Source organism: Xanthomonas bonasiae, from assembly GCF_014836395.1.
GTDB classification, from domain to species: Bacteria; Pseudomonadota; Gammaproteobacteria; order Xanthomonadales; family Xanthomonadaceae; genus Xanthomonas_A; species Xanthomonas_A bonasiae.
The window spans coordinates 25,929-46,202 of the sequence record NZ_JACSQX010000012.1 but is presented as its reverse complement, the minus strand read 5'-3'; the positions used below and the strand labels follow the sequence as shown (position 1 = coordinate 46,202).

The 20,274-nt window shown below is 69.8% G+C and carries 15 protein-coding genes and 3 tRNA genes; 8 read left to right on the top strand and 10 right to left on the bottom strand.

The window, feature by feature from the left end; all coding sequences use genetic code 11:
* Position 1: 1 nt before the first annotated feature.
* On the bottom strand, positions 2-1,072 hold the full coding sequence (locus H9658_RS18300; protein ID WP_191826465.1) for a GNAT family N-acetyltransferase: 1,071 nt from the start codon (positions 1,070-1,072) through the stop codon (positions 2-4).
* A gap of 113 nt (positions 1,073-1,185) precedes the next feature.
* Here H9658_RS18300 and H9658_RS18295 point away from each other — a divergent pair, with 113 nt between their 5' ends.
* Entirely contained in the window at positions 1,186-1,458 is a 273-nt protein-coding gene (locus H9658_RS18295; protein WP_191826464.1) for an acyl carrier protein, read from the top strand.
* A gap of 6 nt (positions 1,459-1,464) precedes the next feature.
* Positions 1,465-2,700: a beta-ketoacyl-[acyl-carrier-protein] synthase family protein gene (locus tag H9658_RS18290; protein WP_191826463.1), complete on the top strand. Its 1,236-nt coding sequence runs from the start codon at positions 1,465-1,467 to the stop codon at positions 2,698-2,700.
* A gap of 61 nt (positions 2,701-2,761) precedes the next feature.
* Here the strand turns inward: H9658_RS18290 and H9658_RS18285 are convergent, their stop codons facing one another.
* Together H9658_RS18285 and H9658_RS18280 are read right to left on the bottom strand one after the other, a co-directional pair.
* Positions 2,762-4,117 (bottom strand): aspartate aminotransferase family protein, encoded by a 1,356-nt coding sequence (locus tag H9658_RS18285; RefSeq protein ID WP_206228713.1) that lies wholly within the window; start codon positions 4,115-4,117, stop codon positions 2,762-2,764.
* A 167-nt stretch (positions 4,118-4,284) separates the two neighbouring features.
* Positions 4,285-4,977 carry an MtnX-like HAD-IB family phosphatase gene (locus H9658_RS18280; protein ID WP_179564071.1) on the bottom strand — a complete coding sequence of 231 codons (693 nt, stop codon included), beginning with the start codon at positions 4,975-4,977 and terminating at the stop codon, positions 4,285-4,287.
* Positions 4,978-5,260: 283 nt separating this feature from the next.
* Here H9658_RS18280 and H9658_RS18275 point away from each other — a divergent pair, with 283 nt between their 5' ends.
* From H9658_RS18275 to H9658_RS18265, 3 genes are all read left to right on the top strand, one after another.
* Entirely contained in the window at positions 5,261-6,250 is a 990-nt protein-coding gene (locus tag H9658_RS18275; protein WP_191826462.1) for a LysR family transcriptional regulator, read from the top strand.
* A 305-nt stretch (positions 6,251-6,555) separates the two neighbouring features.
* On the top strand, positions 6,556-8,724 hold the full coding sequence (locus H9658_RS18270; protein ID WP_191826461.1) for a TonB-dependent siderophore receptor: 2,169 nt from the start codon (positions 6,556-6,558) through the stop codon (positions 8,722-8,724).
* Positions 8,725-8,827: 103 nt separating this feature from the next.
* On the top strand, positions 8,828-10,912 hold the full coding sequence (locus tag H9658_RS18265; protein WP_191826460.1) for a S9 family peptidase: 2,085 nt from the start codon (positions 8,828-8,830) through the stop codon (positions 10,910-10,912).
* Positions 10,913-11,076: 164 nt separating this feature from the next.
* On the opposite strand, the gene H9658_RS18260 is transcribed toward H9658_RS18265, so the two are convergent.
* The 3 genes from H9658_RS18260 to H9658_RS18250 all read right to left on the bottom strand — a co-directional run bounded on the left by H9658_RS18260 (position 11,077) and on the right by H9658_RS18250 (position 13,232).
* A tRNA-Leu gene (locus H9658_RS18260) sits at positions 11,077-11,163 on the bottom strand.
* Between the two features lie 156 nt (positions 11,164-11,319).
* Positions 11,320-12,726, bottom strand: coding sequence for an oxygen-independent coproporphyrinogen III oxidase (hemN, locus tag H9658_RS18255; protein WP_191826459.1), 1,407 nt, complete (start codon positions 12,724-12,726; stop codon positions 11,320-11,322).
* 71 nt (positions 12,727-12,797) lie between these two features.
* Positions 12,798-13,232 carry a group III truncated hemoglobin gene (locus H9658_RS18250; protein WP_191826458.1) on the bottom strand — a complete coding sequence of 145 codons (435 nt, stop codon included), beginning with the start codon at positions 13,230-13,232 and terminating at the stop codon, positions 12,798-12,800.
* A gap of 227 nt (positions 13,233-13,459) precedes the next feature.
* Between H9658_RS18250 and H9658_RS18245 the strand changes: the two genes are divergently transcribed.
* Together H9658_RS18245 and H9658_RS18240 are read left to right on the top strand one after the other, a co-directional pair.
* Entirely contained in the window at positions 13,460-13,774 is a 315-nt protein-coding gene (locus tag H9658_RS18245) for a hypothetical protein (RefSeq protein ID WP_191826457.1), read from the top strand.
* 11 nt (positions 13,775-13,785) lie between these two features.
* On the top strand, positions 13,786-14,916 hold the full coding sequence (locus H9658_RS18240; protein ID WP_225210096.1) for a 4Fe-4S dicluster domain-containing protein: 1,131 nt from the start codon (positions 13,786-13,788) through the stop codon (positions 14,914-14,916).
* Between the two features lie 162 nt (positions 14,917-15,078).
* Here H9658_RS18240 and H9658_RS18235 read toward each other — a convergent pair.
* Both H9658_RS18235 and H9658_RS18230 read right to left on the bottom strand, forming a co-directional pair.
* Positions 15,079-15,152 (bottom strand) — tRNA-Cys (locus tag H9658_RS18235).
* 80 nt (positions 15,153-15,232) lie between these two features.
* A tRNA-Gly gene (locus H9658_RS18230) sits at positions 15,233-15,308 on the bottom strand.
* A 313-nt stretch (positions 15,309-15,621) separates the two neighbouring features.
* Here H9658_RS18230 and H9658_RS18225 point away from each other — a divergent pair.
* Entirely contained in the window at positions 15,622-16,875 is a 1,254-nt protein-coding gene (locus tag H9658_RS18225; RefSeq protein WP_191826456.1) for a hypothetical protein, read from the top strand.
* A gap of 136 nt (positions 16,876-17,011) precedes the next feature.
* Here H9658_RS18225 and H9658_RS18220 read toward each other — a convergent pair whose 3' ends face one another.
* Both H9658_RS18220 and H9658_RS18215 read right to left on the bottom strand, forming a co-directional pair.
* Positions 17,012-18,544, bottom strand: a complete 1,533-nt coding sequence (locus H9658_RS18220) for a hypothetical protein (RefSeq protein ID WP_191826455.1) — start codon at positions 18,542-18,544, stop codon at positions 17,012-17,014.
* Between the two features lie 42 nt (positions 18,545-18,586).
* Positions 18,587-19,411, bottom strand: a complete 825-nt coding sequence (locus tag H9658_RS18215; protein ID WP_191826454.1) for a glycoside hydrolase family 18 protein — start codon at positions 19,409-19,411, stop codon at positions 18,587-18,589.
* Between the last annotated feature and the right edge of the window lie 863 nt (positions 19,412-20,274).

The window sequence follows — 20,274 nt, the reverse complement described above, 5'->3', positions numbered from 1 at the left end:
GTCATTCCGCCGCGTCGGCGTCAGGGTCTGGAGTGCCGACATCGTCGGCTTCGAACAGCGGCCGCAGCCGCCGCAGCGCGATGCGCAGCAGCGGATTGCGCAGGTACACCGCATGCCAGGTGTAGGTGAAGCTGGCGCCGAGTTGCGCCTTCACTTCCGGATCGGTCCAGCCGGCGACATAGGCGCGCAGGCCATGGCGGCAGGCGTAGTCCAGGTTGTGCATCCAGCTCAGCGCGTACAGGTTGTGTTCGCGCGCGTCCGGATAGTGCAGGCCGATGTACTTGTCCAGCAGCCGCCCGTCGTGCACGTAGCACAGGTTCCAGCCGATCAGCCGGCCCTGGTGGCGGTAGGTGAACACCAGGCCGCCGGAATCGGCATCGGTCAGCAGCGCGTCGAAGAACGCTTCGGTCAGCAGGTCGAAATGCACCTCGCTCTGCGCATAGACCTGCAGGTACAGCGCGTAGCAGTGCGCGCGCAGCGCCGGGTCGGCGAAGGCGGCGCCGGTCGGCAGTACCTCGATCTCCAGGTCGGCGCGCGAGCGCAGCTTGCGGCGGATGTTGCGGCGGCGGCCGCGCGACAGGCGCGCCAGGTATTCGTCGGTGGAGGCGAAATCGATCGGCACCCAGGCCAGCGCCTGCCCGCGCAGCAGCACGTAGCCGCTGCGTTCGCAGGCCTCCAGGAACACGTGCGCCCAGGCATTGTCGGTGGCATCGAGCAGCGGCGAGTGCTGCGGGATGTCCTTGACGATCAGCAGCGGGCGCTTGCGCCCCAGCTGCGTTCGCCACTGGCCGGGCAACTGCGCCGGGTCGGCCGCGCGCGGCAGCCAGGCGTATTCGCTGACGGTACTGCCGACGAAGCTGGTGCGCGGCCGCAGCCAGCGCCGCCACAGCCGCTGCAGCGGCCAGCCGGCCACGCGCGCGCGCAACGCCGGATCGGCGGTGGTGAGCAGGTCGAACACGGCGTCGAACGCGGGCACGCCATGCTCCAGGGTCTGCGCCTGGAAATCCTGCGGGGGATGCGCGAGGAACTGCTGCTGCAGCGCCCGCGGTTCGAGTTGGCTTACGAAAGGCATCTGCAAGATTGACCGGCTAGCGTGGAGGATGGATGCCGCCGCCGTGGGCTGTGGCATGCCTTCCACCGGCGGCACGCGCCGCGCGGTGGCCATTCATTTCGCGGAGGACTGCCATGACCCCGTCTATCGAGACACAGATCCACAGCATCGTCGCCAAGCATGGCGAGATCGATCCCGCCGGCCTGACCGCCGACACCAAACTGCAGGACCTGGGCGTGGATTCGCTCGAGGCGATCGAAATCCTGTTCGACATCGAGGAGCACTTCGACATCACCTTCCCGCAGCGCGATCCGAACCTGGACGACGGCTCGCTGGGCAAGCTGGCCGAAGCGGTGCACCAGGCGCTGGCCGCCAAGGCCGCCGCTGCGCTGGCGCCGGCGCACTGAGCCGGCATGGACCGCTCGGCGCAGGGACACCGCGTCGTCGTCACCGGGATGGGCGCGGTCAGCGCGCTCGGCCTGGGTGCCGATGCCCTGTGGCGCGGCATGTGCGAGGGCCGTAGCGGCATCGCCGCGCTGGCCTCGCCCGATCCGCAGGCCACCCTGAAGATGCGCCTGGCCGCCGCCCTGCCCGGCTTCGCGCCGCAGGCGGCGCAACTGGGCGGCATCGCGCCCGGCCAGTTGGACCGGATGACGCAGATGGCGCTGGTCGCGGCCTACGAGGCCGTGGCCCAGTCCGGCCTGGACGTGGACGGCACCGGCGCCGCACGCGGCGCGGTGGTGATCGGCACCGGCGTCGGCGCCGAGTTGAGCCGCGACGAACAGTCGCGGCGGCTGTACCGCGAGCAGGCCGAGCGCCTGCATCCGCTGACCATCGTGCGCAGCATGAACAACGCCCCGGTCAGCCAGATCAGCATCGCCTTCGGCCTGCGCGGCCCGGCCTTCGCCGTCTCCAGCGCCTGCGCCTCGGCCAACCACGCGCTGGCGCAGGCGGCGCTGCTGATCCGCCACGGCCTGGCCGACGTGGCCATCACCGGCGGCAGCGAAGCCTGCCTGAGCCTGCCGCTGATCCGCGCCTGGGAAGCGATGCGCGTGGTCAGCGACGACACCTGTCGGCCGTTCTGCGCGCAGCGCAGCGGCCTGGTGCTGGGCGAAGGCGCCGGCATCTTCGTGCTGGAAAGCGCCGCGCATGCGGCCGCGCGCGGCGCCATGGCGCTGGCCGAATTGGCCGGTTTCGGCATGAGCGCCGATGCCCACGATATCGTCGCGCCCAGCGCCGACGGCGCCGCCGCGGCGATGCGCCTGGCCTTGCAGGATGCGGGCCTGCAGCCGCAGCAGATCGACTACATCAACGCCCACGGCACCGGCACCCTGGCCAACGACCGCTGCGAGACGCAGGCGATCCGTGAGGTGTTCGGCAGTCACGCCGATGCGCTGGCGGTGAGTTCGACCAAGGCGGTGCACGGGCATGCGCTCGGCGCCGCCGGCGCGCTGGAACTGGTCGCGGCGATCGGCGCGCTGCGCGAGCAGACGGTGCCGCCGACCGCGAACTTCCTGGATCCGGATCCGGACTGCGACCTGGACTACGTGCCCAACCAACCCCGCGCGCAACCGGTGCGCACGGTGCTCAGCAATTCCTTCGCCTTCGGCGGCCTCAACGCGGTGCTCGCGTTGCGCGAGGCGCGCTGAGGCCGATGCCGCGGCGGACGACGGGAGGCAACGCGGCGCCAACGCGCTGTCTCCCGCCATCTCATGCCACCCGCTTGGCGCGGGTCAGCAACTGGTCCAGCAGCGACAGGCCCAGATCGATCTCGTCGTGGCTGATGTGCAGCGACGGCGCCAGGGTGATCACGTTCTTGTAGTAGCCGCCCACGTCCAGCACCAGGCCGATGCGCTTGCCGTTGTGGCGCAGCTCGCCTTCCAGGCCCATGTCCACCATCGTGTCGAGCAGCTTGCGGTTCGGGGTGAAGCCGTCCGCCTGGCAGATCTCCGCGCGCAGCGCCAGGCCCAGGCCGTCGACGTCGCCGATTTCCGGATGGCGCTTCTGCAGGTCGCGCAGGCCGTCGAGGAAATGCGCGCCCTTGGCCATGACCATCGACTCGTAGTCGGTCTCGGCCAGCATGCGCATCGTTTCCAGGCCCACCGCGGTGCCGAGCGGGTTGGAGGCGAAGGTGGAATGGGTCGAACCCGGCGGGAACACGGTCGGGTTGATCAATTCCTCGCGCGCCCAGATGCCGGCCAGCGGATTGAGGCCGTTGGTCAGCGCCTTGCCGAACACCAGCACGTCCGGGGTCACCCCGAAATGCTCGATCGCCCACAGCTTGCCGGTGCGGAAGAAGCCCATCTGGATCTCGTCCACCACCAGCAGGATGCCGTACTTGTCCAGCACCCGCTTCAGGCCGGTGAAGAAGTTCGGCGGCGGGATCACGTAGCCGCCGGTGCCCTGGATCGGCTCGACGTAGAACGCGGCGTACTCGCACTGCCCGGCCTTGGGATCCCACACGCCGTTGTACTCGGTCTCGAACAGGCGCTCGAACTTGGCCACGCACTGCTCGCCGTACTCTTCCTTGGAAATGCCCTTGGGGCCGCGGAAGTGGTACGGGAATTCGATGAACTGGGCGCGGTCGAAGTGGCCGAAGCGGCGCCGGTAGCGGTACGAGGAGGTGATCGCCGAGGCGCCCAGGGTGCGGCCGTGGTAGCCGCCCTCGAAGGCGAACATCAGGCTCTTGCCGCCCGTGGCGTTGCGCACCAGCTTCAGCGAATCCTCCACCGACTGCGCGCCGCCGACGTTGAAGTGCACGCGGCCCTTGCGGCCCCACTTGCGTTCGGCATCCACCGCGATGGTCTTGGCCAGTTCGATCTTGGTCGGGTGCAGGTACTGGCTGGCCACCTGCGGCAGCGTGTCGATCTGCCGCTTCAGCGCGCCGTTCAGGCGCGGATTGGCGTAGCCGAAATTGACCGCCGAATACCACATCTGCAGGTCCAGGTACGGCACCTCCTCGGTGTCGTACAGATAGCTGCCGTCGCAGTGGGCGAAGATCCGCGGCGGCTCGCTGTAGTGCACGGTGTCGCCGAACGAGCAGTACTCGGCCTCGTCGGCCAGCATCTGCGCATCGCCGAGCGCGGCGTGGTAGGCCGGGCCGGTGCGCAGCAGCGCGTCCGGATCGGGCGAGGCCGGCTGCAGGCCGTCGTGCGCGGCCGGATCGAGCGTCTCGAGATCGCCGTGGAGCGGCGCAAGCGCGGTGGGGAGCGGAACATTCCGATTCATGGGGATCAGGCTCGTTGGGGAACGGGGAGTGGGAAGCGGGCGCTGGCGGCGGCAGGCGCGGCGAGCTCGTGCAGCAGCGCGATGGCGTCGTCGAAACCGCCGATCGCGCGGTGGGCGATGCCGCTGGCGCGGCAATGGCGCAAAAGGCCGTCCTTGGCGAAGACCAGATCGGCCTTGCCGGCCACGCAGAAATCGGAGCGGCCGTCGCCGATCAGCAAGGTGGCGCGCGCCGGCTCCTGCTGGGCCATGACCGCGCACTTGCAGGTGCCGCTGGCGCAGCCAGGCTGCGCGTGCGGCGAGGCCATGCGCCATTGCCCGGCGTCGGTGCGCAGCAGGCGGTTGGCGATGATCGGCAGCTGATGCAGGCCGTGCCGCGCCAGGATCCGCGCGATCGGGTAGTCCAGGCCGTCGCTGACGATGCTCAGCGGCATGCCCAGGTCGCGCGCCAGATCGACGAAGCGCACGAACGCCGGATCGATGCGGACCTCGTCCAGCACGCGGTGCAGCGCGTCGACGTCGCCGTCGAGCAGCGCCACCTGGCCGCTCATGCACTCGCGCGCACCGATGCGCCCGGCCACCCAATCGTCTTCCAACGCGCGCCAGCCGGGCTGGCCGAGACGCTCGAGCAAGGTATCGGTCACATCCTGCAGCGACACGGTACCGTCGAAATCGCAAAGAATTTTCCACTGGACGCGCAAGGCGGCTCTCCGGCTAATTCGGGCAGAGCCTAGGCGGGCTGTCTTTCGTGCTCCTTTCCGCGCGCGGACAGCGCCCGGCAACGCGGGCCTGGCCGGCGGACCCGACCGGCAGGCGGCAGCGGCGGCTGGGCGAAGCGCTTCGCGCACCCCGGCACGCATCGCGTCTGCGCCCGATCGGGCGGCGGCCGTCGCCGTATTGCGCGCCTTGACACACATCCGGCCAGGCGCAAGGCTAGATTCGCATCAGGGGGGGGCTCATCGGCGGTAGCGGGGGCCTGTTTCAATGAAAGACGCCGTGCTGTCGTCCTGCGCCGAGCAGGACGCCTTTCGCCTGGACGCGCAACTGCTGTCGGACCTGTGGGTGTTCCGCGCCGCCGCCCGCCATGGCAGCATCACCGGCGCGGCGGCGGCGCTGAACGTCACCCAGGGCGCGGTCAGCCAGCGCGTGTTGCGGCTGGAAGCGCGGCTGGGCACCGAACTGTTCCGCCGCAGCCAGCGCAGGATCGCGCTGACCCCGGCCGGCATGACCCTGCTCGGCGCGGTCAACGGCGCGTCGGCCGGCCTCAACGACGCGCTGTCGCGCATCGCCCGTTCGCAGGGCGGCGCGCTGGTCGTGGTATGCCCGCCATCGCTGGCGATCGAATGGCTGATGCCGCACCTGCCGGACTTCTACCGCGAATGCCAGGGCATCGAGCTGCATGTGCGCGCGGAGATGGTGGCGCCGCATGCGTACTGGATGGAAGAGCAGCGCGTGGACGTGGTGATCGGCTATTCGCATGCGCCGATCGCCGGCCTGTGCCAGCTGGCCGAATTCGCCGAGACGATCTTTCCGGTGTGCTCGCCGGCGACGCGGCAACGCCTGGACGCGCAGCCGGCGCAGGTGCGCGACGTGCTGCTGATGCACGACGACGCGGTCTGGCTGGAAGGCGAGTTGGCCGGCGCGGAGTGGCGCGAGTGGCTGGACCACGTGGCCGAGAAACCGCGCTGGCGGATCACCGCCGAACGCCATTTCAACCTGGCCTATCTGGCCTACCAGGCGGCGATCTACGGCGACGGCCTGGCGATGGCGCGCTCGGTCGGGATCCAGCGGCTGATCGATTCCGGCCTGCTGGTGCCGGCGCTGGATCGGCCGCCGGTGCCCAGCGCGCATTACCGGCTGATGTCGCTGCTGCCGGCCCGGGAAGGCAGCTCGGCCGCACGCTTCACCGAGTGGCTGATCGGCAGCATGCGCCGCACCCAGCAGCGCGCGTTGGCGGCCCTGGAGCATCGGTGAACACGATCTATCAGCCTGGCTATTGGATTCGCTAGAAATGCTGCATTGCCGCAAGCGCGGCGCCGCGCTACATAGGATCACAGCAAGGCAGAGAAAGTGGGGATGCGCTTTCCGGCCGGGGACAGGCCCGCCTTGCACTGCTGGAGCGGGATCCATCCTGCCCGGCCTCCGCTTCTGCCTTCCGCTCGCCGGATCGTCGTCATCGCCCGTACCGGCGCAGTCAGTGCGTGGGCGCCGGTATGCCGACGCTCGCCGGACCCGGCGTCGAGGCATTCGCCTAGCCACTTTCGCGAGGTTCGACCGCCATGATCGCCATACCCGTCCGTGCCGTTTCCCACGCCCTGCCCCGCCGCGCCGCGGTGTCCAGCCGGATCTCCGTCGCCCTGGCGCTGGCATTGCTGACGCAGCATGCGTTCGCCGCGGAGGATGACGGCACCCAGGTGACCGATCTCAACAGCGTCGAGGTCACCGCCAAGAAACAGAAACAGCAGGTGCAGAACGGCGCGCTCGGCGACACATCCGACCTGGACACGCCGTTCTCGGTCAGCACGGTGGACGCGGAGCAACTGGAAACGCGCCAGGCCAAATCGCTGATGGACGTGTTTTCGCGCGACGCCAGCGTCAGCCGCAGCGCCGGCAGCGACTACAACGGCTGGGCCTCGCGGCTGATCGTGCGCGGCCTGCCGTTGAGCTTCGAGGACAGCATGAAGGTCAACGGCCAGCCGACCGCGCTGTTCGGCGTCAACCTGCCGCTGGAGGCGATGGAACAGGTGCAGTTGCTCAAGGGCGCCAGCGGCTTCATGTACGGGTTCGGCCAGCCCGGCGGCATCGTCAACTACATCACCAAGAAGCCGCCTGCCGACGGCGGCGACATCGCCAGCCTCGACGTCGGCTACCGCTCCGACAGCGTCGTCAGCGAACACGTCGATGTGGGCGGCTGGCTCGGGCAGGACAAGGATTTCGGCTATCGCATGAATGCCGTGCACGAAGCCGGCAACTTCTATTCCGGCGGCCACGTCGACCGCAACGCGTTCGCGCTGTCGCTGGTCGGCAAGCTGACCCCGGCGGTGACCTGGACCGCGGACCTGCTGTACCAGGACAAGCAGATCGATGCGCCCACGCCCTACTTCTATCCCTGGAGCTACCCGCTCAAGTACCTGCCCGACGGCATCAGCGGCAACACCAACTATTCCTCGCCGGCCACGCTCAACCACGACAAGTTCAGCATGCTCTCCACCGGCCTGGCCTGGGAGATTTCGCCCGACTGGAAGGCGACGCTGTCGCTGGGCTACCTGAAGAACGATTACCGGCTGCGCCAGGAATACTTCGAACTGGACGGCGCCGACGGCTACTACGACGACTGGGTGTTCAACGGCCTGGACCTGTGGACCTTCAAGTACGCGCAGGCGATGCTGCAAGGCGGCTTCGCCACCGGCGCGATCGGCCACAAGGTCGTGGTCGGCGCGTCCTGGCAGGAAATGGCGCAGGACCTGGGCAACGGCAACCTGAGTTCCTGGGACGTGATCGGCTCGGGCTATCTGTCGGTGCCGGTGCGCTTCGCCTGGAATCCCAGTTCCGACAACCTGGCGCTGTTCCGCTATTCGGACGTCAAGCAACTGGCCGGCTTCGCCAGCGACACCCTGACCTTCTCGCCGCACTGGTCGCTGCTGCTCGGCGCGCGCTTCACCGACTACACCCAGACCAACCACGCCTGGGGCACCGGCGAGGTCACCGACATCTACAAGAAGCCGGTGTGGACGCCGACCGTGGCGCTGCTGTTCAAGCCCGCCGCCGACTCCACGATCTACGCCAGCTACGTGAAGTCGCTGGAACAGGGCAGCAGCGTCGGCAACAGCTTCGCCAATGCCGGCGCGCAGCTGGATCCGCTGCAGAGCAAGCAGTACGAGCTCGGCTACAAGATCGAAAAGCCGGGCTGGCAGGCCGCGGCGGCGCTGTTCCGGATCGACCGCGGCGCCGAATACGCCAACGCGGCCAACTACTACGTGCAGGACGGCAACCTGCGCTACGACGGCCTGGAACTGGAAGGCCGCGTGCAAGCGACCGCGCGATTGGGCCTGGGCGCCTCGCTGCTGCTGCTCGACGCCTACTACCAGCAGACCAGCACCGCCTGGCTGGTGGACAAGCAACTGGAAGGCACCGCCAGGCTGACCGCGACCCTGGACGCCGACTACCAGGTGCCCGGCATCGACGGCCTGGCGCTGCATTCGGACCTGAAGTGGTACGGGCGCACCGCGATCTACAACAATACCGCGCAGCAGACGACCGTCTATGCCAAGGGCTATGCCGTGGTCAACGCCGGTGCCGGTTACCAGACCCGGATCGGCGGCCGCCCCGTCACCTTGCGCGCCGAGGTGCAGAATCTGTTCGACCGCGACTACTGGCAAGGGGGCTATTACGAGTTCGCGATCGGCGCGCCGCGCACCTACGCCGCCAACGTCAAGATCGATTTCTGAGCCGGCATCCGCAGCCTGCGTTTGCCATCCTGCGCGGCCGCCACCGGCCGCGCACCTGCCGCCGTGCGTCCCACGGCGGCATTCTTCGAAGAGATTCCCCGCTATGACCCGAACGTTGTTGCCATGGCGGTTGTGCGCCGCATTGCTGGTGTCGGCATGGAGCGTCGCCACGCCGGCGGCGGGCTTGCGTCCGATCAGCGCCGACGACATCGTCGACCTGCGCCATCTGGACGATCCGCAGATTTCCGCCGATGGCGGCCAGGTCGCCTACGTGCTGAAGACCCCGCGCGACAACGGCAAGCCGCCGCTGTCGCGGCTGTGGCTGGTGGACACCGCCGCCGGCGCGGCGTCGGCGCATGCCTTGACCGATGCGGGAAGCTCCGCGGCCGGCGAAACGTCTCCGCGCTGGTCGCCCGATGGCGCCTGGATCGGCTTCCTGTCCGATCGCGGCAAGACCCAGGACCCGCGCCCCGCCTGCGCTCCCGGCGACGCGGCGGCGGACGCCGACGCGCCGAGCATGCAGGTCTGGCGCATCGCCCGCGGCGGCGGCGCGCCGCAGCAACTGACCGCCGCCGCAGGCGCGGTCAGCGCCTTCGCCTGGTCGGCGGACGGAAAGCGCCTGGCCTGGATCGCTACCGATCCGCCGTCCGCCGAGCGCAAGGCACACCTGCAGCGCAAGGACGATGCGCAGCAGGTGGACCACGACGCCGCATTCGACCGGGTCTGGGTCCGCGACCTGCCCGACGGCGCGCCGCGCGCGCTGACCGCGCCCGGCCTGCAGGTCTCGCAACTGGCCTGGTCGCCGGACGGCACCAAGCTGGCCTTGCGCGTGGCCGACGCCCCCGGTTTCAACGGCTACTGGAACCGCTCGCGGCTGCTGCTGGTGGATGCCGCCGACGGCCACCTGCTGCACGTGGTCGCCACCGACGTGGGCGCGCAGCCGCCGCGCTGGTCGCCCGACGGCAGCCAGCTGCTGTACGCGGCGCTGAGCCGGGGCAAGATGACCTCGACCCTGCTCGCGCACCGCCTGGCCGACGATCGCCGGGTGCGCCTGGCGCCGGACTGGGACGGCACGCTGTGGCATGCGCAATGGCGCGACGATGCGCACATCGTGGTCGAAGGCCAGCGCGGGCTGCGCGCCGAATTCCTGCAGGTCGACGCCGATAGCGGCAAGGCGCGCACGCTGGCCGCCACGCATGCGGCCTGGGCCGCGTTCACCCTCGCCCGCGACGGCCGTGTCGCCTTCCTCGGCGAAACGCCGACGGCCCCGGCGGAAATCTGGCTGCTGCGCGACGGCCGCACGCACGCGCTCACCGACAGCAATCCGCAGGTACGGCAATGGGCGCTGGGCACATTGCGCGAACTGAGCTGGCGCAGCTCGCGCGACGGACGCCGCATCGACGGCGTGCTGGTGCTGCCGCCAGGATGGAAAGCCGGCACGCCGTTGCCGACGCTGCTGCAGATCCACGGCGGGCCGGCATGGGCGTGGTGGTCCGGCTGGCTCGGCTCCTGGCACGATTGGGCGCAGCTGCTGGCCTCGCACGGGTACGCCGTGCTGCTGCCGAATCCGCGCGGTTCCGAAGGCCAGGGTGCCGCCTTCACCGAAGCGGCCAACAACGACTGGGGCGGCGGTGACTACCAGGACGTGCTCGACGGCCTGGACGCGATCGTGGCCCAGCGCATCGCCGATCCCGCGCGCGTGGCCATCGGCGGCTGGAGCTACGGCGGCTACCTGGCGGCGTGGGCCGCGACCCACGACCCGCAGCGGCGCTTCCGCACCGCCATCGTCGGCGCCGGCGTCACCGACCTGTACAGCATGGCGCTGACCACCGACGTGCACGATTTCCTGCCCGGCTATTTCGGACGCGACGCCCTGGCCGCACGCGCCATGCTGGACGAGCGCTCGCCGCTGCGCTACGCCGAACGCGTGCGCATGCCGGTGCTGATCCTGCACGGCGAACAGGACCAGCGCGTGCCGCTGGCGCAAGGGCAGATGCTGTACCAGGCGCTGAAAACCAACGGCACGCCGGTGCAGATGGTGACCTACCCGCGCAGCACGCACTGGCCGGAAGAACGCGATCTGCAACGCAATCTGCTGCAGCAGGTGGCGCGCTGGCTGGATAAGGAGCTTGCCGTCGGCGCAACGAGCGACCGCTCCGGCGATGCCGAGCCGGCGCCGGCCCAATGACGTTGTACTTCATGCAGATCGGCGCAGCCCGCAAAGATGCGCCATGTCGGCGCACGCTACAGCTGCGGCATCACGAGCGTGCAGTCTGGGAAATGCGCGGAAGCCGACCCGCCTTTCCCCATTCCCTACTCTCCATTCCCCATTCCCGGCGTCAACGACGCCACTGGTGCCCGGAGCCGGAATCGAACCGGCATGGGGTCGCCCCCGGCGGATTTTAAGTCCGATGCGTCTACCAGTTTCGCCATCCGGGCCTGGTGCCGCTAGCGTGCCTGATTGCAGCCCGCTTGTGAACCGCGGCGCAGGCAGCAGGCTCCTGCGCGGCAACCGAAAAGAACCCCGGCGTCGCCGCCACGACGGCGCCGGGGATGCCATTCGGCAACGGTGAACCTGGTGACTCCGCGCGGCGCTCAGATCGCCCGCGAATAGCGCGCCGGTTGCGCCGGCTGGCGCAGATAGCGGTCGAAGCACATCGCGATCAGGCGCAGCAGCGGGCGCCCGCGCGCGGTGGCCTGGATCGTGCCGTCGCGGTAGTCGGCCAGGCCATCGGCGCACAGCGGCGCCAGCGCCTGCAGCTCCTCGTCGAAATAGCTGGCGAAGTCGATGCCATGGCGCTGCGCCAGCGCCGCGACATCGGCGCGGCCCTGGCACATCAACTGCTGGATCAGCTCCGCGCGCAGCGCGTCGTCGGCGCTGAGCCGCAGGCCGCGCAGCACCGGACTGTCGCCGGCATCCACCGCCGCTTCCCAGGCCGGCAGCTCGCGCTGGTTCTGGCTGTAGCTGTCGCCGATGCGGCTGATCGCGCTGACGCCCAGGCCGAGCAGGTCGGTGTCGGCATGCGTGGTGTAGCCCATGAAATTGCGGTGCAGCCCGCCCTGGCGCTGCGCGCGCGCCAGGTCTTCGTGCGGCAACGCGAAATGGTCCATGCCGATGTACTGGTAGCCGGCCGCAGACAGCTTGCGCACCGCCAATCCGAGCAGCGCGAGCTTGTGCTCGGCGTCGGGCAGGTCCGCATCGGCGATGCGCCGCTGCGCCTTGAACAGGTGCGGCATGTGCGCATAGCCGTACACCGCCAGGCGGTCCGGGCGCGCCGCGATCACCGTGTCCAGGGTGCGCTCGAAGCCGGCCAGGGTCTGCCGCGGCAGGCCGTAGATCAGGTCCACGTTGACCGAGCGCATGCCCTGCACGCGACAGGCGCGCAGGATGTCCAGCGTCTCGGCCACGCCCTGGCGGCGATTGATCGCCTGCTGCACCAGCGGATCGAAATCCTGGATGCCCAGGCTGGCGCGGTTGAACCCCAGCGCCGCCAGCGCGGCGATGTCCTGCGGCGTCACCGTGCGCGGATCCAGTTCGATGGAGATGTCGCGGTCCGGCGCCTGGCTGAAGCGGAACAGCCCGCGCAGGCCCTGCAGCAGTTCGCCGAGCAGGTCCGGCGCCAGGAAATTCGGCGTGCCGCCGCCCAGGTGCAACTGCACCACCTCGCGCTCGGTGTCCAGGCAGGCGGCCATCATCGCCGCCTCGCGCAACACCCGCTGCACGTAGGCGCGGCCCTTGCCGGTGTCGCGGGTGATGACCCGGTTGCAGCCGCAGTAGAAGCACGGGTTGCGGCAGAACGGCACGTGCACGTACAGCGACAGCGGCCGCGTCGGATCGCTGGCCTGCACCGCCGCGAACAGCTGCGCCGGGCCGAAGCCCGCCTGGAAATGCGGCGCGGTCGGATACGAGGTGTAGCGCGGGCCGGGACGGTCGTAGCGGCGCAGCAGCTCGGCGTCGAAGGTCCAGGTGGCGGCGGGATCGGAGGCGGTCAGGATGTCCATGGCGGCCAGCATGCGCGGCGCGGCGGCAGGCCGCTTTGACCTGGATCAATCCGCTGGATCGATCCGCTGCGTCACTCGACAGGCGACAACGGCGTCGCCGGCTCGAACGGCCGCCAGCTCATCTGGTGGCGGCGCCAGAAGGTGTCGGCGATGCGCGCGGCGATGTCGTCGGCCAACAGGCGCATCGGCGCATTGTCCAGTTCGGCGGTGGTGGCGCGGAACAGGCCCAGCCAGCGCTGGAACAGGACGTCGCTGAGTTCGCGCATGGCCATGTGCTTGGGCATCGGCGCGCCACGGAAGCGGCGGGTGCCGCGCAGCATCGCCGACCAGAAATCGGTCAACTGCAGCAGGTGCGCGTCCCAGTCCTCGATATGCGCGGCGAACACCGCGGCCAGGTCGGCGTCGGCGCGCACGCGGCGGTAGAACGCGTCCACCAGCGCGCTCACTTCCTCTTCGCTGCACAGGTCCGGCCCGGGCAACGGCAACGCGGCGATGTGGTCATGCATGTCGGTGCTCCTGCTCGATGGCGCCAGTATCCGCAGCCGCCGCGGCCCGGCCTTGATCAGGATCAATGTCGCCACGCGCTGCACTGCCTAGTCTGCATGGGCGGCATGCGCCTGCGCCGACGCCGACGGGGAGCGGCGGCGCGACCGCGTGCGGGCGGCGCCAGCCCATGCGTGGCACCACCCAGGCGCATGCCGCACCTCCCCTTCCGCGATGGAGCCCGCCCGTCATGACGCCCAGCGACGACCCCCTGCTCGATCCGCTCGATGCCGCCGCGCCGCGCCCGCTGGTGCAGCGGCTGGGCGTGATCCTGTGGCCCAGCTTCCTGGTCGCCGGCGCGATGAGCGTGCTGTTCTTCGCCCTGGTCGATCCGCTGGCGCTGCGCGACATCACCTTCCCCGGCCGCCCGTTGAGCCGCGAACTCGGCTACACGCTGGGCTTCTTCATGTTCTGGTTGGCCACGCTGAGCTCGAGCGTGCTGACCGGGTTCCTGCTGCGGCCGGCGTCGCATGCCGCTGCAGACGACGACGAGTCGCTGTCGTGAGCGGAACGCCGATGCCCCGCGGCATTCCCCTGCGCATGCACGACGCCAGTGCCGCACACGGCGCCGCCGATGCCGCGGCACCGCCGCGCGGCCGCTACGCGCGCCTGCGCCGCTGCAGCCTGTGGCTGCTGTTCGCCGCGTTCTACCTGCTGCCGTGGCTGCGCTGGGACGGCCGCCAGGCGCTGCGCTTCGACCTTCCCGCGCGGCGCCTGGACCTGTTCGGCCTGACCCTGTGGCCGCACGATGTCGGCTGGCTGCTGCTGGCGCTGTTCGCCGCGGCCGCCGCATTGATGGTGACGACCACCCTGGCCGGACGGGTGTGGTGCGGCTTCGCCTGCCCGCAATCGGTCTGGAGCCATGCATTCGCCTGGCTGGAACGGCGCTTCGCCGCGTGGCCGGCGGCCGCGCGGCATGTGGTCTGGGCGGCGCTGGCGCTGTGGACCGGGATCAGTTTCGTGGGCTACTTCGCACCGATCGCCGACCTGGTCGCGCGGCTGCGGCCATTCGCCTGGAGCGGCTGGGAAAGCTTCTGGGTGCTGTTCTACGCCCTGGCCACCTGGGGCAATGCCGGCTTCCTGCGCAGCCAGGTGTGCCGCTACCTGTGCCCCTACGCGCGGCTGCAGCCGCTGCTGTGCGATCGCGACACGCCCCTGATCGGCTACGACGCGATGCGCGGCGAGCCGCGCGGCGGGCGCGCCTGCGGCCAGGGCAGCGTCGCCCAGCGCGGGCGGCGCCTGCTCGACGCCGGCACCGCGCGCGACTATGCGCTGCGCGCCAGCATCGCCCGGCTCGCCGGCCAGGGCGGCCACCGCGGCGACGCGCTGGCCACCTACGCCGGCACCCTGCCCAAGTTCACCGACGCGCACCTCGGCGACTGCGTGGACTGCAGCGCCTGCGTGGACGCCTGCCCCGCGCGCATCGACCTGCGCAACGGCCCGCACTACGCCTGCACCGCCTGCGGCGCCTGCGTGGACGCCTGCGACCGCAGCATGGACAGCCACGGCTTCGCCCACGGCCTGTTGCGCTGGGCCAGCGCCAACGCGATCGAGCGCCAGCCGCCACGCAGGCTGCGGCCGCGGCTGCTGACCGGCGCCGCCCTGCTGCTGGCCGCGTTGCTGGCGGCGTTGTTCGCGGCTGCCTGACCGGCACGCCGTCGGCGACGGGAACGACAGGCATTCCAGGCGCGCAGCAAAAGGGCCGGGCAAGCGCGGCGGCGATCCACCGCGGCGAGCGCCCGCCAGATCGGGCAGCCACGAACGCAAACGCCCGGTAGATCGTGGATCTACCGGGCGTCGAAGTGCAGATGGAGGCCTGGGTCGGAATTGAACCGGCGTACGCGGATTTGCAGTCCGCTGCATAACCACTCTGCCACCAGGCCGGTGGACTGAATTCTAGCCGAAACCGCCAACAGCGGTGTCCGACAAAACAAAGCCCCGCTGACGGGGCTCTGTCTGAATCTGGAGCGGGAAACGAGACTCGAACTCGCGACCTCAACCTTGGCAAGGTTGCGCTCTACCAACTGAGCTATTCCCGCTTGGGAGCCAGCCATTCTACAGCCCTCCTGGGCATTGCGCCAGTCTTCCGACAAAAAAATACGACGGTGGCGTTCGCGTGGCATGGCCCACGGCGCGACGGGCCATCCGCACCGGATCCGCCGCGCGCGGCGACGCCTGTCCGGGCGAAGACCGCTGCCGCATCGGCGGCGGCGCCGGCGCGAGTGCGGACTGGAATCTCCACCACAGCGCCTCGCCCATCGAGGTAGACAAGTGCCTGGACGAACATGCGTCGCTGCGCCCTGCGCCGGCCATGCCCCTAGCATCGCAGCGACATCCATACGAGGGATCGCCATGAACCGATGGACACGCTGCAGCGCCGCAGTGGTTTGCCTGGCCGCGGCCGGCGCCGCGCAGGCGCAATCCTGCCGGCTGCAGACGCAGACCCTGCGCTTGCCGCTGGTCTCGCAGAACATGCCGAAATACGCCTACCAGGTGCGGGTGCAGGTCGGCACGCCGCCGGCCTCGGCGACCTCCGCCGCTGCCGCCAGCCAGGTCCTGGAAGTGGACACCGGCTCCACCGGCGTGGTGGTGCCGCTCAGCGCGGCGATCCAGCAGGCCTGGGACGCCTCGACCAAGCTCGGCTACATCTTCTATTCCAGCAACAGCCAGTACCACCCCGGCAAATACGTGCAGGTGCCGATGCGGCTCGGCGTATCGGCCGACGGCAAAAGCGCCGCGGCACGCATCGACGCGATCGAGGTCCTGGCGGCGCAATGCACCTGCGACGTCGCCACGATTCCGAAGGGAACGCCGCCCGGGTCGGCGAAGACGCTGAGCCAGGCGCCGGACAACTGCGCGGCCTACAACAACACCCTCGCCCTGAGCAGCGGCGGCACGCAGACGTTGAAGAACTGCAAAACGATCTCTCCCGACTTCGGCATGATGGGCGTGGGCTACGACCGCGGCGTCGATGCGGCGCGCAATCCGTTCCTCAACCTCACGCAGATGCGTGCCGGCAGCATGAGTCCGGGCTACATCGTCAGCGCGTCCGGTATCACCCTGGGCGTCAGCGCGCAGGCGCTGCGCGGCTTCTCGCTGATTCCGCTGCAGCGCGCCGCGGCGAGTGCCGCCGGTGGCGCCGACTGGCAGGCGCCCAACGCATGCGCCGGTTTTCCGGCCAGCGGCAGCGATTACCAGGTCTGCGGCAAGCTGCTGCCGGATACCGGCATCGCTTACATGATGCTGACCCCAACCAAACAACCGCCTGCCCCGGCGAAATTGCAGCAGAAGCTGACCACACCCGCAAAGCCTGCAAGCGCAACGTCCGGCCGCGCCTCCGACGCCACTGCGGCCACCTCGCTGGTGGTACCGGAAGGAACGCAGATGACGCTCGCCATCGGTCCGGCCGGGCATCCGGTCTTCAGCTACGGCTTCAAGGTCGGGGGCACCGCACCGGCGACACCGGACAGTGTGCAATGGCGCGGACCGCTCGACGCACCGCCGGCGCACATCAACAGCGGCCGCCACGTACTCGCTGCGACGGACTACGCCTACGATGCCGCCTGCGGACGGGCGGGCTTCCGCGAGGCTGCGACGCTGCCCTGACGCAGCGGTCGGGTACTGCGATTGCGACGGGCGTACCGGTAACGCCCGTCGCGGCTGAAGCCGCTCCTACAGGGTCACGTGCATCGACAGGCCGCATCCGCCGCGAACGCTCCGTATCTCCGCCGCCGGCGCGCGTTCAACGGCGCCGGAGCAGGAACAGAGCGACGCGGATGGCGGCAAGCGCCTTGTTCAATTTGCCGGGCAGTGCGACCTTGCCGAAGGACGCCCGCTCGGCGCTGCCGGCCAGGTGCTGCTGCAGGCGGCGGAAGCTGTCGACCTGCCGCGCGAGCGCGTCGATATCGACCAGGTCGCCTTCGCACTCGGCGAGCAGATACTCCGGACCGGTAACCAGCGCGACCGCAGGAATTCTGCGCTCGAACAGCGGTTCCCCTTCGCCGAAGTGCAGCAACGCGCCGGGCTTGACCGGGGTCGCCGCGTCGACGACGGCGCCACTCCATAGCCTGCGCGTGAGTCGGGCGAGTTCGGGCGTGGTGGCGTACAGCAATTCGGGCTCGAGCGAGCCGTCGGACGCGTAGCGCCCTGTGTCCGAATCGATGCGCAAATGCCTTGCGCCGAGGTGTTCGATGACCAGGCCGGCGGCCGCGGCGTAACCGCCGGGGGTTCCGGCCCACAGCTCGCGGTGGGCATCCAGCCAGGCCGTGGTGGCTTGGCCATGCGCGGTGACCGCAGGCATGCGCAGATGGCCTGCGGTATAGACGAACACGATGCTGCGTTGGTGGGGCGCGGCGACCGCGTCGCGCGCCAGCGCGAGCAAGCCGATGTGGCCGTTCTCTTCGACCGCGTTGCCGCCATCGCTGTGGGTGACGACCAGCACCGACTCGCTGGCCCGCGGACCGGTTCCCGGCGACACGGCCCAGAGCGTGTCCATGCGCGCGTTCGCGGTCTTGCTCGCGCTCACGGTCAGCGTGGCCACAGCGCCGCGTTCGGCGGCGGCGAGCAGCTGCGCGCGCTGGCTCTCGGCAACCCAAACGGCCGGCAGGCCCTGATAGCCGCGGGTGAAAGGCAGATACTGACCCGCAGCGGCCGCATCGGGCAGGCCGCGCCAGACCGCGACCACGCCGAGCACCCCCGCGCGCTTCGCCTTGGCCAGATCGGTGCCGGCGAGTTCGGAACTGATGATCGGGTTGGAGACCCTGTCGAACGGCAGCGGCCCGTCCCAGGCCTCGACCAACAGCGTCGTCGGCACCGCGATGTGCGGCACTTCGATCACCGCGATCTTGCCGGCGGCCGCTCGCCAGTGCTTGCGTCGCCCGCGCAGCAGGGCCAGCGGCGCGGTCGTGCCTTCGCGCGGAGTTTCGCCGGAATAAGGCCACGCCGAGGCGATCGCGATGCGGCATTCCCCCACCTGCAGCGCCAGCGCGTCCCGGTCGACCTCCCAGCGTTCGAATGTGTGCGGATCGCGCTGCACGTCGAGGCCGAGCTCGGCCAACGCGGTCGCCACATGGTCGATCAGCGCATTGTGGGCCGGCGTACCGGACGCACGCGGCCCTAGCTCGGTCAGGTAGCGAATCTGATCCGCGTAGGCGTCATGGCTGGCACTCACGTCCTCGGTCTTCTCTCTCGTCTGCGCCGCTGGAGTATATCCAGCGACGCATGACGCCCCGATCGTGCGCGCGACGATGCAAGCGGCGTGCAGCGTGCCACGCATGCACCCAGGCCTGGCGGCGCACTGCCGCCGTGCCGAAGCGCGCTAGCGCACCGGGTCCGCGGCGCCGCGCTGCGCATGGACGGTGTCGTAGATCGTCTTGGCGCCGGTGAAGGTCGGGTCCACGTCCTCTTCCTGGCCGTCCTGGCCATGGTCGTTGTCGAGCCTCCAGCTGAACATGCCGCGCAAGCCGTTCTGCAACGCGTAGCTGGTCCAGGCCGCGGTGTCTTCGAGCGAGGTCTGCACGTTGCCGTTCTCGGTGGCCACCCCGCCCATCAGGATGTCGGCGCGCACCCCGGCCTGGATCCACACCTGCGCATCCTGCGGCGTGCCGGAGGACGAATAGTCCTGCAATTCGGCGGCATCCACGTATTGATTGAACGCCGCCACCGCGCCGTCGCCGTACAGCGCGACCGGCCCACCGGCAGGCCACGGCACCGACACCGCGATGCCGAGCCCGGCCGCCTTGAAGCTCGGGCTGAGCTGCGTCACCAGCTCCACCACCGAGGACATGCCGTCGCCTTCGGAATCGATGCTGATGCCGTTGAGGCCCTGCTGTTGCAGATAGGCCACGATGTTGGCGGTGGAACGGTTGGCGTTGTCGCGATTGTCCGCCACCGTCGCCACCAACCCGGTGTCGCCGACGCCGGCATAGATCAGCGCGCCGGGCGCCTGCGTCTTGATCTGAGCGAGGTTCTGCGCGGCGAATTGCGCGTTGAGGTCCAGGGTATAGCCGTTGCCGGTCTCGACGAATATGCCGAAGGCCAGGTTGTAGCGGCTGGCATAGCCGAGCGGCACCTTGCCCTGCGCAAGATTGTCGGCACCGGTGCCGTTCCAGGTGTCGTACCAGGTCGCGATCTCGAAGTTCATGGTGGCTCCTGCAGCGGTGAGATGGATGTGCGCCGGGCGACCGGCATCCGCGCATGCGCTTGCCGCCGCGACCGTTCCGGTCCCGATGCAAACGTCTGTCGTGTCTTGCTCGTGCCCGGTCGCTGCGGCTGCAACGCCGCCGCCTCCTCCACCCGCCTGCACGCGATGCAATGCCGCCTGGCCGAACCTAGCGCAGATCGCGGCACGCGCGGTCGACACTGCGCGGCTTCGGAACAGGCATCCCAGTCGCGAAGCCGGCGCGCATGCGGGCCGGCGCCGCCAGCCTCAGTAGCCAAGGTCACCAGCTGCGCCTGCGCCGCGGCATCGCCGATGCTGTTCAGCGCGACGTTGGCCGGGATACGCCCTTGCCGCCCTCGCCCAGGCGCGGATCGGCGTGCACGCCATCACTACGGCGCGCGCTCGAGCAGCCACACATGGCGGTACAGGCCGCCGCCTTCGGACCGCCACCGTTCCCATGCCATGCGAACGAAGAAAGAACGAAGGACACACGCCGACCACACTGCGATCGCGCACGGGCATTCCGATTCAAGCACACCCGGCCGCCGCACGCGCGACAGGCGATTCGGCCCGCGCAACTGGCGTCCAGTAGACACGGCGGGCCTCGCGCGCAGCTGGCGCCAGGCCGCGCCCGAGGCGCCGCCGATGGAGAAACTCACCGCGTCTGGATCGAACCATCCATGCGACCGGCGCCCCACGCGGCACCACATGCCGATAGCCGGCGTGATAGACGCCACAATCCGGCGCCGCACCGCTCCAGACTGCGATGCTGCGCACGGCATCCTGCGGACCACTGCATGGTGGGGCGAATTCGGAAGCGCTATGCTCGAAGCGCATTGCTTTTG